The sequence below is a fragment of the Mesorhizobium humile genome, from assembly GCF_033977215.1.
Classification (GTDB): Bacteria; Pseudomonadota; Alphaproteobacteria; order Rhizobiales; family Rhizobiaceae; genus Mesorhizobium; species Mesorhizobium humile.
Genome location: NZ_JAVIIV010000006.1, coordinates 254011 through 266547, shown reverse-complemented (window position 1 = coordinate 266547; position 12537 = coordinate 254011). Strand labels below are relative to the sequence as shown.

Genomic DNA, 12537 nt, shown 5'->3' with positions numbered 1-12537 from the left:
TTGAGGAGCCACCTATTGCCGGTAACTCCTCGACAGCTTTATGCCGTGCGGTTGTCGGAAAATGTCAGCTCATCCGCGACCCTCAGCAATGCCCGCGATATATGAAAGAGCTTCCGGTTTTCGAACGCTCTTGCGTGCCTCCGAAGTAGGGCGATGCAGCGGCTTCGTTCAGACACCGGATCGCCACGCTGATCTTCCGGCGTATCAATGGATATGCTGTTCATGGGTTTTCCGCGTTTTCGCGGCCTTCTTCGCGGATGCTGATCTTTCGGCGGCGGCGCGGTTGGCTGAGGCGGCGCCCCCCTTACTTCCACCCTTGTGAGCGGCAGGATGCCCCGTGTGTTTGCCGCGACCCGAACCACCCTCCTTTTTGCCGCCGCCATCATCCTTGTTGACCGTTGCCCAGGCTCGGCGTTCGGCTTCCTCTTCAGAGACGCCGCGTTTTTCGTAGCCTTCGGCAATGTGGTCGGCCTTGCGTTCCTGTTTGTCGGTATATTTCGATTTGTCTCCGCGTGGCATTGTGCTGCTCCTGGTAGCGTTCGGGATGGCGATAGGGTTCAATCCATGATGCGTCGCTGGAACTTCTCTCCTAACCGCCGCAAAACCGAACGGTTCCAACTCTACCGCTGTGGGATATGGCGTCCTATTTCTTGACATAAGCGCTGCATGGCCGGCCCGATTTCGGAGCTTTGGAGTCCTTCGAATGCTCGGCCAAAGCAGGACCCGCACCTGATACTTTTTCTGTCGAAGGTGAAGGTGTCAGCCTCCGGTTTAGCCCGTCACTTTGGTGCGTCTTGTCGTTCACCTCGTCCACGGGGCGCGTAAGGCCAATCCCGGTGTCCGGCTTTTTGTTGGTTGCTGCATCTTGCGAGAAATCACCGGTGCCGCGTTGGGTCGCGGGGTATTTCGTAGCGCCGGTTTCGCGGCGGTTTTCACCGTTCGTCATCGCACAGTCTCCTTTGAAACATGGACAATTCCACAACCCCGCTGGAGCCAGCATGTTCCACCTGTTATGCCCACGGTGTCAGCGCCAGTAAGCCAGGACCTCCTCCGCGGAAAACCACTTCGACATGATGCGAATATCGCGTCGTGAACAGCTTGAGTATATTTTCGGGCCTCGTCAGATGTGCTGCCGATCGCGTCCTCGACCAGGATGGTCCTGTAGCCGAAGTCGATCGCTGCGAGCAGCGTCGCCAACACGCACATATCGGCCTCTGCCACCGCTGATGTGGACGACTCGTGTTGAGATTAGCGTCATTGCGATTCGATACTTTTCAGCCGCGAAAGCTAAGCCTTTGGGTCAGCCAACGCTCGTGCGGTCGGGGTATTGGTGTCGGCATCCATTTCGCCGACGGCTTTACGTTCGGCGAGGACCGTGACGGCGAGATATTCTTTTAGATCGCCGACCTCATCGCTGATTTCTTCCGCGAGGATGCCTTCACGCTCTGCGTCCGCGATGCAAGCTGTCGCCAATTTTTCCGCCGCGGTTTCCGGGGATGCTTCGGCGAGCGGCTTGACGGGATGACCTTCGATCCACTCCTCGACGAAGTGTCCCGGTCTGTTGACGAGGGTATCGAGCTGGGCTGGGTTGTCAGTGGGGGCAGGGAGAATGTCCATCTTCATGGCTTGAGCTCCGGATTTGTGAACCACAAACGCGGATGCTCAAGGAAGGATGCACCGCCTCAGTTCGTGCCGAACGACGTGGGTAGCCGAAACCACTTTCGGCGTTCGGCGTTGTCGGTAGATGGCGAACTCCGGAGAGATCGATCAAGCACCTGGACGTGAACGTACGGGCGGATGCCTTTGCGGTGGTGTCCGGTATAAGACCTCGTCCGAGCCCCGAATTCACTACTGCCATTGCGATATGTGTCGACGCGCAACAGGCAGTGCTTTCGCGGTTCTTGCGTGGATGCCTAGGACCAGCCTCTCGTGGTCGGGCGCAGCGCCCACCTTCAGGAAGTCTTCTCCCATTGCGGAGCGAGGATTCTGTGGCGTTTGTGGTTCGCCGCTCACGCTAAGCTACAATCTCGACATCGATCGGATTGCGCTGCATGTGGGCACTTTCGATGAACCGTCGAACCTCGTGCCACAGTATAATTATGCCTCGCGGACGCGGCTGCCATGGGTCTGCTGTGGACTGGAGCTGCCTGACCATAACCTGGAGGAGAGTTGGTGAGGCGCGTTCGGTTGAACGGCAAGAACGTGGCCCCCATTTTTGGACGTTGAGGGAAGTGAAGATGGTGGCTTCACTTATGCTTGCGGTCGAGACGCTTGAGCAATTCGCGCAGTTCGTCAGGGAGCCAGCGGCTTACGTGAAACAGAGGTAGGCTGCGTAGATATCGGCGCATGATTTCGTTCGAGAATTGCCGCCTAAGAAGGCTGGCTCTGGATTTGTTGTCGCGTTTCTCGCCCATCGCTGCGGTTCAAACTGAGACGGTTTTCCTATTCAAAAACCTGTCCTCCGGTCAGTTGTTCCCTCCGGTCACGAATATTGGAGTACCGATTTTGATACCCCGCGATTAACAACCCAAGCTTAATGACCTTGCATCAATGGCCGGTCTTCTGATGCGGCGCCGCAACCGGCTTACTCTCCGGTGATCCCTTCTCCCGTAGGCAGATAGCAAGGAGCACGAGCACGCCCGTCGACAGGAATTCACTTTGCCAATTCTGGAAACTTTCGAACCAGAATTGACCCGAAAAGAGGTGCTGGAGAACGCCCTCGGCAGGCTGGCCGTGCGCCGCTGCCTGCTCGGCCGCATGGCGGGTGCTTTGCCACAGGCGAGCGATGAACGTGACCATGAAAATGGCGAGCAGCGCCGCTCCAAGCGAGCGAGAGTAAGGCCGCGATATCCAACCTCCGCGCTTCACCGGCCACGGGGCTTGCGGATCATCCTGGCGCAGCGTTGGGCCCTCGTCCTCTGGCGAAGCGGCAATCCGTCGCCCCATGCCGGCAACAATTAGTGCCCAAACCGGACGCAGGCGGGTCACAACAGCCGCTTGATACGACCCTGTCGAGGCGAAAAACTCCGCTGCCTCCCTTGACGCTCGAAGTAGGCCTGCAATTCATCCCAGGTACCGAAATATTTGCCGCACTCGGCGCGCATCGGTGACTCGTGAGGGCTGGGTCGCCACGTTTGAACAGGATGCCCGCCCTCGTCATCGGCGGGCGTCCTGCATCCTGGCTAGCGATTTAGGAAAAGAGCCTCTTCCTCATCGCGTTGTCGACCGCCAAGAGCTGCCGCCGCACTCGCGATGAAGGCGCCAAGTACCATTGACAGTGCTCCTACAAGCGAGAATGTCGCTACGGCCTTCCTGGCGGTATCGGCGGCCGCCTTGGCCTTGTTCTTGGCATCGTCGATGCCAGCCAGCACAGTATCTACCCGCTTCTTCGCATCCGGCTCGGACAGGCCGGTTCGCGAAGCTACGAGCTTCGCGAGATACGCCCTGTCGTCGGGAGAGACTTCGCCGTTTGCTGCGCCCGCAACGAGAATACGGCCGGCCTGCGCGACGGCAGTGTCGTTCTGGGCTGCCGTTGCCGACGCCGGGTCGGCAGGACGAAACAACATGTCGACAAAATAGTTCATCGAGCTTTCAGCCGACGGACGCTGCGACGCGGCGGCTGCACTGGAGGCCCCCATCGCGGCTCCGGACGCAACAGTCGCGGCAGCCTGAACCCCTGATCCAAGCGCGGCAGACAAGGCGGAGCCGAGCACACCCGCCAGCAGCAACGTCGCCAGAGCCCAGGCGAGAAAGCCATGCGCGGTGTCTCTGAAATAGACCTCGTCGTTATGGACGTTCACCCATTTCGTCCGCAGGCGACCGGTGAGATAGCCGCCGACAGCGGAAGAGAGCCATTGAACAACGACAAGCCAGACGGCGGCCGATACCGCAAATGTCGTGGGAGCGGCGCTGGAGCCGGTCCACGGCGAAACCATCGTCAGGCCGAGCCCCGATCCAATCAACATGAGGATGACGGTGAGAGTGGACGCCGCGAACGCGCCGGCAATAATTGATGCCCAACTGACTGCGGACGAAGAAGATTCTGTAGGTGCGGCTGCCACGGCCGCGGAGGGGAGAGGGGATTGCATTGTCGAGCTCCCCTATCGCATGAACAGCATGAGCAGAATGATGATCGGAATTGGCACCCCAAGGAGCCAGAGCAAGATACCGCGTCCCATATCGACCTCCTGATAAAGTATTGAGACTTAGGGACAATTCCCAGCGATAGCTTTCGTTCCGGCGGCTTGACGAAGTTGCTAGCCGGCTTCCCACCGTCCCATGAGTTCATGCTTCGAGCTTGAACAGTTCGGCATCGACATCCTCCAGCCCGGCGATGGATGCCGAAATGATCTCGGACGCAATCTGCGAAAATGTGATCCCGTTGCCGCCATATCCCATCACCGAATAGATACGCGGATGCCCGGGCACGCCGCCGATAATGGGTAGTCCGGTCCCCGTGGCTCCAAATGATCCGCTCCAGGCAAACCGTGCTGCGGGGTCCAAGTCCGGAAACATTCGTTCGAGCTTCTTCGTTAGGCGAGCCGCCTTCTTCAAGGTCAGAGTGTTTCGCCGCTCCTCATCGGTGAACTCCTCATCCTCGCCGCCACAGATCACACGCCCATCGGCCGTCGCCCGGACGTACAGGTAAGGATCTGAGGCTTCCCAGATCATTGCGGCAAGAGGCCAGATCTTGCTCGGCTGCCGGGCGGTAGCAATAGCCCATGTCGAGATTATGTGGTGGCCCCGGGCGGGAACGATATCGGCGAGTTCGTACCCCGTCGTAAGGACAAGATGTTGGGCCTCGATCACAGGGCCTTGCCGCGTCGCCACTGTTACGCCGGAGCGATGACCCTCGATCGCTGTTGCTTCGGCCGGCGCGTAGAACCTTGCCTTGCGTTGCAATGCCGTCAGGAGCAGCCCGGCCGTCAATTTACGAGGATCGAGCGCCAGGTTGCCATGGCTGAGAATAGCGCCGCCGCGGTCTATGCCGAATTCGTCTTGCAGCTCTTTGCGGGTCAGGAACGATGCGCCGATGCCGGCCTGCCGCCTTGCAGCCGCTTCCCGGCGCAGGTCGGACGCGCCGAGCCGATTGCCCGCTAAATAAATTGACGGGGTGGCGACCGACCGGCAGCGGATTTGCAATTCTCTTACGCGCGCTTGCAGATTTGCTAGAGCAAGTCGCGATCGTCGCCAGGCCTGTCGAGCAGCATCGCCTCCGATTATTTTTGAAAGCGTTGTCAGCGGCTGATCAATCTCGAACTGGACGAGTGCCGTCGTCGCTGCGGTCGACCCCTTCAGCGGGCCGCGTCTGTCGATGCAGATGACCGAATGGCCATCCCGGGTGAGCGCTTCGGCCATCATTGCACCGCTGATGCCCATGCCGACGACCAACACATCCGTCTTTGTATCCCCCTTCAGAGCAGCCACCGGCACTGCGGGCGAACGATAGGCCGACCACACTGGTGTGCCACCTCTGAGATCGAGCTTGCGTGGCATGGAAACTCCCGGTTGCGCACGATAAGTCGCCGCAAGCCGTAGCGTTCCCCCGTGAACGCCTCCGACAAGTCATCACCTTCAGCGGAACTGGACCTCGCTCAGTCCGTTCGAGGGCATGGCAAAACATCAAATCGGCGAATTGCTCACGGCAATAGGCACGGCTACTTCGAGACCATCGGCGTTCCTGGTGCTGGGAGGTTTTACGGCCTGCTGGGTGATTTTCGAACCTGAGAGCCTGGATTGGCATGGCATCGCCACACTTGTCACTTGGGCCATGACCCTGCTGATTCAGCGAGCCGAACATCGCGACACCCAAGCGCTGCAAGCAAAATTGGACGAGCTTATAAGAGCCAGCGAAACTGCTCGCGACAGCATTGCCAAGATCGATGAAAAAGAACCGGAAGAGATCGAATCCCTGCGTACTCACGAAGCCAGAGCAGCGCCGTAGGTGTCGCCGGATAGACACAGCCAGACTTTTGGGCTGAGTATCTAGGGGCGAGGCACCATGCGGAACCGATCTCCCTTGAGCGCATTTTGCCGGCTGCACCGGCAGGGGGGGCGCAATGGGGGTTATCGAGCACGATCGGCAGACTGGGGTTCAGCGCCTTCAACTTCTGGCGGCGCTGGGAGATCGGATTCGCGAGATCGAGATGCCGGCGAGCTGGCTTACGCAGCAGCCGAGTTGGTCGGGCGAAACTTCGAGGTCAACTGCGCATAGAAGGCGGGAAAATCCCGTCGCTGCTCTTTACCGATGTAGTGATGCCCGAAATGTCCGGACGAACTCGTCGACAAAGTGAAGGTGGTCCAGCTTTTCCTTAAAGGTCCCCTATACCACCGGCTACACGCGCGCGATCGTCCACAACGGCACGTGGATTTCGGCACGGAACTTTTGACCAAGCCATACAATCGAATGAACTGGCCGCAAAAATTCGCGACGTGCTGGTTCGATAAACACAATCGACTGACCAAGGGTCGCTGCGACGACCGTCGGCCGCCTTGCAACCTCGCAATTGAAGCCTTTCGCTAGGCTTCGTCAAAGGGACTGCCTTCCTTGGAAGGGTCGCGCGATAGCACGCGCTCTTCCTCATCGTCAGGTAAGGCTTCGTCGCTCTCCTGATAGGGATTGTCGTCGTCTTCTTCGGGAAGGACACCTTGTGGTTCCATATCGTCTCCCGGATCGCCGTTTACGGCGACGCCGTCAGGCAGGATCCGGTTGCCCTCAAGAGCGTCCCAGTCTTGTTGTTCGATGCCGGGAGCTTCGGTTTCTTCCTGCCTTGTGGCTCGCTGTTTATCGCGCGGATCCATGTTCTTGTCTCCAACGGTAGGTGCGTTCGTGGCGCGGGGCCGTCCTGACCAGGAACCGCCCGGAAAGGCGATTGTTCCGGAAGTGCGCTCCTATCGAATCTGTTCGAACGTACATTGGCTCGGCGCTTTGTCGGACCGCCAGCGAACGAATCGAGTGCCGTGCCGGAAGCGCTCCCCCGTGACGTGGTCGAAGCGTACCTCCACGACGAGCTGCGGCCGCAACGGCTCCCATTCGCCGCTGCGCTCCGTGCTCCAGCGGCTCGGCCCACCCGGCGCCTTGCCGCTAAAGCCGGGCCCGCCGCGCAGCGCCTCCAACTTCTTCGTGAGCGCGGCGCGTTCCTCATTGGCAAATGTCGAGGTGAAGCCGACATGGTCAAGCAAGCCGCGTTCGTTGTAGAGGCCAAGCAACAGGGACCCGACTTGCGACTTGCCGTTCAGATAGCGGAAGCCGCCGACCACGCAGTCGGCCGTACGCAGTCGCTTGACCTTGATCATCGCGCGCTCGCCCGGCCGATAGGGATCATTCAGCCGTTTGGCGACGACACCGTCGGTAGACCCATGACCGGCATCTTTCAGCCATCGCCCAGCGGTCTCGACACTCGTGGTGCAGGGCGAGAGCTGAAGAGCGCCGGTGTTTGCTTTCGCGACGAAGTCTTCGATTGCCGCGCGCCTTTGCGTCAGTGCGGCCTCCAGCAGCGATTTGCCGCCCGGCGCGACCAGCATATCGAACACGATCAGTCGCGCCGGTGTTTCCGCGCTCAGCTTGCGGATGCGGCTCTCCGCCGGATGAAGCCGCATCTGCAGGGCGTCGAAGGAGGCGGCGCCGCCGATCTCGATGACGATTTCGCCGTCGACCACGAAATCCTTGGCTTCCAGGTTTTGCATCATCGCTGTCAGCTCGGGAAAGTAACGCCCAAGCGGCTTGCCCGACTTCGCCCTGAGATCGACCATTTTGCGATTCTTGAAAGCGAGGCAGCGAAACCCATCCCATTTCGGTTCGAACTGCCAGATGCCCTTGTCCTGCGGCAATGCTTCATCGGTCCGAGCCTCCATTGGGGATGTATCGAGAGGGAGAGGAAACACCTCGGTTGCGACCGCTGCCATCGCCGGCCCTCAGGCGCCGAGATCGATCAACGCGATGCCGAGGCCGGGGCGTTTGGTGCGCCGCAGGTGAATCGGCGATTCCGTCACCGTGACTTCGAGCGTAGGTCTGACAATGCCTTCGACAAGATGGCCGCCGCGCGTCGATCCGTCGCTTAGACCAAGGACAGCATGGACATGCAGGCTCGCCTTGCCGCTGTCGTCGACCGCGATGTCACCAATGGCGCTCAGAACCTCGCATTGTTCGCCGACCGGGATCTTGCGGTAGGATTTCGAGCCGAAGTCGAACCAGCCGACTGTCGCCTTTTCGAAAGCGCCGATTGCCGTCAGCGAAGCGCCGGCGATTCCTTTCTGAGCGGCGAACGCGGACAGCGCGGCAAAGGCTTCCTCTCCCGGATCCAGAACGACCACGAATGTCCTTTGTCCAGACGTCTCCGCGACCAGTTTCGATTTCATATCGGCTACCCATCAGCGTTGGTGTTGGCCGTAGAACTCGAAGCCGGCATCCATGTTCCAGAATGATGCGCGTCTATCGGCCAGGATCACGCTTCGGTGAGCTTATGATTCTGCGCGGGCAAGGCCGGAACAATGGCCTGCATGAAGGGTTAGCTCCGATGACTAGCCAGCCAGGAGCGAGCCATGTCCCAGCCTTCTCTTTCATCCGCGCTTGGCCTCAGCCGGCGAAATTTCATGGCAGGCACGGTCTCGGCCGCAGCAGCGCCGTTGCTCGCGTCATCCGCGAAAGCCGAAGCGCCAGCCCCATCTGGCCCGAAACTCCGGGCGCCAGTGGTGGCGTCGCTGCGGATCAACCAGCAGGCCTATGAACTATCGCTCGATACTAGAACCAGCCTGCTTGATGCCTTGCGAGATCATATCGGCTTAACCGGCACCAAGAAGGGTTGCGACCATGGCCAGTGCGGTGCTTGCACGGTGCTGGTCGACGGCAAGCGCGTACTGTCGTGCCTAACCTTTGCGGTTATGAACGAAGGCAAGGATATCACAACCGTCGAGGGGCTTGCCACCAGTGACGGCAAGCTGCATCCGATGCAGCAGGCCTTCATCGATCACGATGCGTTCCAGTGCGGCTATTGCACGCCGGGACAGATCCTGTCGGCGATCGGCTGCGTCAATGAGGGGCACGCGGAATCCGAAGGCGACATCCGAGAATATATGAGCGGCAACATCTGCCGCTGCGCTGCCTACCCTAACATTGTCGCCGCCGTCCTGCAGGCACGCGATCAGACGAAGGGAGCCTGATATGCGCCCGTTTGTCTATGAACAGCCCAGCGACATCTCCGATGCTGTCGCTATCGCATCCCGCTTCACCACCAACGACGACCAGCCGACGCGAGCGAATGCGCAGTTCATCGCCGGCGGCACCAATCTCGCCGACTACATGAAGCTTGGCGTTGCGGAGCCCAACCGTCTTGTGGACCTAAACCGGCTCAAGGATCCCGGGCTACGGCAAATACGCGTGAGCGAGGATGGAGTCCGCTTCGGCGCCCTGGTGCGGATGGGTGAGGCCGCCGATCACGCCGAGATCAAGCGCCGCTATCCCGTCATTGCCGACAGCCTGCGCCTGGCCGCGAGCGGTCAGATCCGCAACATGGCTAGCCTCTCGGGCAACATCCTCCAGCGCACACGCTGCGAATATTTTCGCGAGACATCCTGGTCCTGCAACAAGCGCGTGCCGGGCTCCGGCTGCGCCGCGATAGAGGGTTTCAATCGGCAGCATGCGGTGTTGGGCGGCAGCGATGCCTGCATTGCGACCTATCACGGCGACTTTGCCCAGGCGCTGATCGCGCTCGACGCCGTCGTGCATGCCGAGGGTTCGCGTGGGGCGCGCAAAATCCTATTTTCCAAATTGCATCGGCAACCTGGCGAAACGCCGCACATCGAGACCGATCTCGTTGCCGACGAGATCATCACTGCCATCGAAGTGCCGGCCCTGCCATGGGCGCGGCGCTCGCTTTACCTGAAAATTCGGGACCGTGAATCCTATGCATTCGCGCTGGCTTCGGCCGCTGTTGCGCTCGACCTGGACAGTGACAACGTTCGCGATGCGCGCATTGCACTGGGTGGCGTAGCGACCGTGCCCTGGCGCGCCCGCGCGGCCGAACAGAGTCTGCAAGGCAAGAAACTTGACGAAGCCACCGCCACTGCGGCGGCGGACGCGGCCTTCGCCGAGGCCCAGCCGCGCCAGCACAATGCGTTCAAGATCGAGCTCGGCAAACGAACGCTGATGCGCGCGCTGCTTGAAACCCGTGACATGAAGGTATGAACCATGGACGCCACACCAACACCCAAAGAAAATCAGGGCGAACCGCTGCCGCGCATCGATGCGCGCCTGAAAGTCACCGGACAGGCGCATTATCCCGCCGACTTGCCGAGCCCCAACGTCGCATATGGCGCATTGGCTACCAGCAGCATTGCCAGAGGCAAGGTGACGAAGCTCGACCTGGACAAAGCCCGCGCGGTGCCCGGCCTGCTCGACATTGTTACCTATGGCGACATGGACAAGGTCGAGAAACCGAAATTCGGCAATTCCGGCGCGACCTCGATCGGACCGCTGCATGACCGGACGATCTTCCACGACGGCCAGATCATCGCGCTCGCGGTCGCCGAGACATTCGAAGCAGGCGAAGAGGCGGCGCAGTTGATCCGCGCCGAGTATGATGTGGAGGCTCCGACGGCGAGCTTCGACAGTCCGGGCACGGTGACCATTCCCGCCGCCGGCAAGAGTCCTTTGTTCAAGGAAGACGTGAAGGCCGGCGACTTTTATGCCGCCTATGCCGCCGCCGCCGTCAAGGTCGACGAACGCTATTCGACACCCGCGCAGCACCACAATCCGATCGAGCTGTTTTCAACCACCGCTTTCTGGCAGGGCGACGAGCTGACCATACACGAGCCGTCGCAGAATGTGACCGGCTGGAAGGTCGAGCTTGCCAGACAGTTGAAGATCGATCCCGCAAAGGTGCGTATCTTCAGCCCCTTCATCGGCGGCGCCTTTGGTTCCAAGGGGCCGATGACGCCCCGCACCGCCATTGTCGCCATCGCCGCCAGGCGGCTCGGCCGCCCGGTGCGCTGCGTGGTCAGCCGCATGCAGGCCTTCGGCACTCAGACCTATAGGGCGGAGACGAGGCACCGCATCAGGATCGGCGCTGACAAGGACGGGCGCATCACGGCCTTTGCGCATGAAGGCTGGGAGGTTACCTCGCGGCCAGACCCCTATGTCGTGGGGGGGACATCAGCAACTGGACGGATGTATGACTACGCCTCGGTGCTGACACACGTCTCGCTGGTGCAGGCGGACCGCAACACGCCTGGCTACATGCGCTCGCCGCCCGAGACCCCTTATGTCTATGCGCTCGAAAACGCCATGGACGAAATGGCTGTGACGCTCGGCATGGACCCGGTGGAGTTCCGCCGGATCAATGAACCGGTGACAGAGCCGATCGGCAAAAAGCCATTCTCCAGCCGCTCGCTGATCCAATGCTACGACCAGGCGGCGGAGGCTTTCGGTTGGGCCAAGCGCGAGGCGAAAGTCGGCGCGATGCGTGAGGGCGACTGGCTGGTCGGCATGGGCTGTGCCACGGCGATCTATCCCACCGCCGTCGCGCCATGCGCGGCACGGGTGCGCCTCACCATCGACGGCGATGTTCGGCTGCAATGTGGTTCCCACGAGATCGGCACCGGCGTGCGTACCGTGGCCGGCCAGATGGCGTCGGAGCGGCTCGGCGTCGGCATCGATCGGGTCAGCGTCGAGATGGGCGACAGCAACCTGCCTCCGGCTCCGGTCTCCGGTGGGTCGATCTCCACAGCTAGCGTGTGTTCGGCGGTGCTCAAAGCCTGCGACGCCATCCGCAGCAAGCTCTTTGCCGCCGCGACCGCAGAAGGCGGTCCGTTGGCCGGCTCCCACAACGAGGAATTCGACCTCACCGACGGAAAGATCGTGGCAAAGGGCGGTGCGTCGGCCAAGGTCGAAGACATCCTGAAGACCATGCAGGTCGGCGCGATCGAGGAGTATGCCGAGTTTGCGCCGAAGGGCGCGACGCCCGAGGCGCTGAAGAAGCTTTATGCTGGCACGCCGGAGTTCCACGGCGGTGAACAGGATGCGGACTCGGTAAAATACGCTTTCGGTGCCGAATTCGTCGAAGTCCGCATCAACCGCTACACTCTGGAAATTCGCGTTCCACGCATTGTCGGGGCGTTCGCGGCCGGCCGCATCATGAACACGCGCACGGCGCGCAGCCAGTTGATGGGCGGCATGATCTGGGGCATCGGCCAGGCGCTGCATGAAGCGACGGAAATCGACCGTCGCTACGCCCGCTATGTGAACCGGGACCTGCAGGATTATCTCGTGCCGGTCAATGCCGACATCAAGGACCTGCAGGTGATCCTGATTCCGGAGGTCGACCACGCGGTCAACCCTGCCGGCGTCAAGGGCCTCGGCGAACTCGGCAATGTCGGCACCGCCGCCGCTGTTGCGAGTGCTGTTTATCATGCGACCGGCAAGCGCATCCGCGACTTGCCGATCAGGATTGAGCAACTTCTCGCCTGAGTATGCTCTAAGACCGTTCTATGATTGGGGAGACCCATGTTTCACATTGGCATGTGGATGCTGCCCGTCGCGGG

Annotated in this window: 15 protein-coding genes; 5 read left to right on the top strand and 10 right to left on the bottom strand. The window is 60.8% G+C overall.

The genetic code is table 11. The features are described 5' to 3' along the window. Nucleotides 1-204 precede the first annotated feature (204 nt). The 4 genes from RFM52_RS12640 to RFM52_RS12625 form a co-directional block, all read right to left on the bottom strand. Nucleotides 205-519: a plasmid stabilization protein gene (locus RFM52_RS12640; RefSeq protein WP_320293622.1), complete on the bottom strand. Its 315-nt coding sequence runs from the start codon at nt 517-519 to the stop codon at nt 205-207. Nucleotides 520-643: 124 nt separating this feature from the next. Beyond that, the gene (locus RFM52_RS12635; protein WP_320293623.1) at nt 644-946 is read right to left on the bottom strand and encodes a hypothetical protein; all 303 of its coding nucleotides are present in this window, start codon (nt 944-946) and stop codon (nt 644-646) included. Next, entirely contained in the window at nt 943-1206 is a 264-nt protein-coding gene (locus RFM52_RS32800) for an isochorismatase family protein (RefSeq protein WP_430699218.1), read from the bottom strand. Before RFM52_RS32800 ends, RFM52_RS12635 begins: the two co-directional genes overlap by 4 nt. 81 nt (nt 1207-1287) lie before the next feature. Beyond that, nucleotides 1288-1623 carry a hypothetical protein gene (locus RFM52_RS12625; protein ID WP_320293624.1) on the bottom strand — a complete coding sequence of 112 codons (336 nt, stop codon included), beginning with the start codon at nt 1621-1623 and terminating at the stop codon, nt 1288-1290. 121 nt (nt 1624-1744) lie between these two features. Between RFM52_RS12625 and RFM52_RS32795 the strand changes: the two genes are divergently transcribed. Next, complete coding sequence (locus tag RFM52_RS32795) at nt 1745-2176, top strand: GFA family protein (protein ID WP_430699210.1); 432 nt, start codon at nt 1745-1747, stop codon at nt 2174-2176. 371 nt (nt 2177-2547) lie between these two features. On the opposite strand, the gene RFM52_RS12620 is transcribed toward RFM52_RS32795, so the two are convergent. From RFM52_RS12620 to RFM52_RS12610, 3 genes are all read right to left on the bottom strand, one after another. Continuing rightward, nucleotides 2548-2988 carry a DUF6766 family protein gene (locus RFM52_RS12620; RefSeq protein ID WP_320293625.1) on the bottom strand — a complete coding sequence of 147 codons (441 nt, stop codon included), beginning with the start codon at nt 2986-2988 and terminating at the stop codon, nt 2548-2550. A gap of 194 nt (nt 2989-3182) precedes the next feature. Continuing rightward, nucleotides 3183-4088, bottom strand: a complete 906-nt coding sequence (locus tag RFM52_RS12615) for a hypothetical protein (RefSeq protein ID WP_320293626.1) — start codon at nt 4086-4088, stop codon at nt 3183-3185. 196 nt (nt 4089-4284) lie between these two features. Beyond that, nucleotides 4285-5496: an NAD(P)/FAD-dependent oxidoreductase gene (locus RFM52_RS12610; protein ID WP_320293627.1), complete on the bottom strand. Its 1212-nt coding sequence runs from the start codon at nt 5494-5496 to the stop codon at nt 4285-4287. 115 nt (nt 5497-5611) lie between these two features. Here RFM52_RS12610 and RFM52_RS12605 point away from each other — a divergent pair, with 115 nt between their 5' ends. Further along, nucleotides 5612-5944, top strand: coding sequence for a low affinity iron permease family protein (locus RFM52_RS12605; RefSeq protein ID WP_320293628.1), 333 nt, complete (start codon nt 5612-5614; stop codon nt 5942-5944). 575 nt (nt 5945-6519) lie between these two features. Here RFM52_RS12605 and RFM52_RS12600 read toward each other — a convergent pair. From RFM52_RS12600 to RFM52_RS12590, 3 genes are all read right to left on the bottom strand, one after another. Next, a complete protein-coding gene (locus RFM52_RS12600) occupies nt 6520-6801 on the bottom strand; it encodes a hypothetical protein (protein WP_320293629.1) in 282 nt (93 codons plus the stop codon). Between the two features lie 90 nt (nt 6802-6891). Continuing rightward, nucleotides 6892-7905 (bottom strand): ATP-dependent DNA ligase, encoded by a 1014-nt coding sequence (locus tag RFM52_RS12595; RefSeq protein ID WP_320293630.1) that lies wholly within the window; start codon nt 7903-7905, stop codon nt 6892-6894. 9 nt (nt 7906-7914) lie between these two features. Continuing rightward, entirely contained in the window at nt 7915-8358 is a 444-nt protein-coding gene (locus RFM52_RS12590; RefSeq protein WP_320293631.1) for a PPC domain-containing DNA-binding protein, read from the bottom strand. A gap of 183 nt (nt 8359-8541) precedes the next feature. Between RFM52_RS12590 and RFM52_RS12585 the strand changes: the two genes are divergently transcribed. The 3 genes from RFM52_RS12585 to RFM52_RS12575 are packed head-to-tail and all read left to right on the top strand — an operon-like array spanning nt 8542 to nt 12463. Further along, entirely contained in the window at nt 8542-9159 is a 618-nt protein-coding gene (locus RFM52_RS12585; RefSeq protein ID WP_320293632.1) for a (2Fe-2S)-binding protein, read from the top strand. A 1-nt stretch (nt 9160) separates the two neighbouring features. Then, complete coding sequence (locus RFM52_RS12580; RefSeq protein WP_320293633.1) at nt 9161-10183, top strand: FAD binding domain-containing protein; 1023 nt, start codon at nt 9161-9163, stop codon at nt 10181-10183. Between the two features lie 3 nt (nt 10184-10186). After that, nucleotides 10187-12463, top strand: coding sequence for a xanthine dehydrogenase family protein molybdopterin-binding subunit (locus tag RFM52_RS12575; protein WP_320293634.1), 2277 nt, complete (start codon nt 10187-10189; stop codon nt 12461-12463). The last annotated feature ends 74 nt before the right edge of the window (nt 12464-12537 follow it).

Coding starts and splice junctions, on each gene's coding strand:
- RFM52_RS12640 (WP_320293622.1), bottom strand. CDS start 519: ATGCCACGCGGAGACAAATCGAAATATACCGACAAACAGGAACGCAAG.
- RFM52_RS12635 (WP_320293623.1), bottom strand. CDS start 946: ATGACGAACGGTGAAAACCGCCGCGAAACCGGCGCTACGAAATACCCC.
- RFM52_RS32800 (WP_430699218.1), bottom strand. CDS start 1,206: ATGTGCGTGTTGGCGACGCTGCTCGCAGCGATCGACTTCGGCTACAGG.
- RFM52_RS12625 (WP_320293624.1), bottom strand. CDS start 1,623: ATGAAGATGGACATTCTCCCTGCCCCCACTGACAACCCAGCCCAGCTC.
- RFM52_RS32795 (WP_430699210.1), top strand. CDS start 1,745: ATGGCGAACTCCGGAGAGATCGATCAAGCACCTGGACGTGAACGTACG.
- RFM52_RS12615 (WP_320293626.1), bottom strand. CDS start 4,088: ATGCAATCCCCTCTCCCCTCCGCGGCCGTGGCAGCCGCACCTACAGAA.
- RFM52_RS12610 (WP_320293627.1), bottom strand. CDS start 5,496: ATGCCACGCAAGCTCGATCTCAGAGGTGGCACACCAGTGTGGTCGGCC.
- RFM52_RS12605 (WP_320293628.1), top strand. CDS start 5,612: ATGGCAAAACATCAAATCGGCGAATTGCTCACGGCAATAGGCACGGCT.
- RFM52_RS12600 (WP_320293629.1), bottom strand. CDS start 6,801: ATGGATCCGCGCGATAAACAGCGAGCCACAAGGCAGGAAGAAACCGAA.
- RFM52_RS12595 (WP_320293630.1), bottom strand. CDS start 7,905: ATGGCAGCGGTCGCAACCGAGGTGTTTCCTCTCCCTCTCGATACATCC.
- RFM52_RS12590 (WP_320293631.1), bottom strand. CDS start 8,358: ATGAAATCGAAACTGGTCGCGGAGACGTCTGGACAAAGGACATTCGTG.
- RFM52_RS12585 (WP_320293632.1), top strand. CDS start 8,542: ATGTCCCAGCCTTCTCTTTCATCCGCGCTTGGCCTCAGCCGGCGAAAT.
- RFM52_RS12580 (WP_320293633.1), top strand. CDS start 9,161: ATGCGCCCGTTTGTCTATGAACAGCCCAGCGACATCTCCGATGCTGTC.
- RFM52_RS12575 (WP_320293634.1), top strand. CDS start 10,187: ATGGACGCCACACCAACACCCAAAGAAAATCAGGGCGAACCGCTGCCG.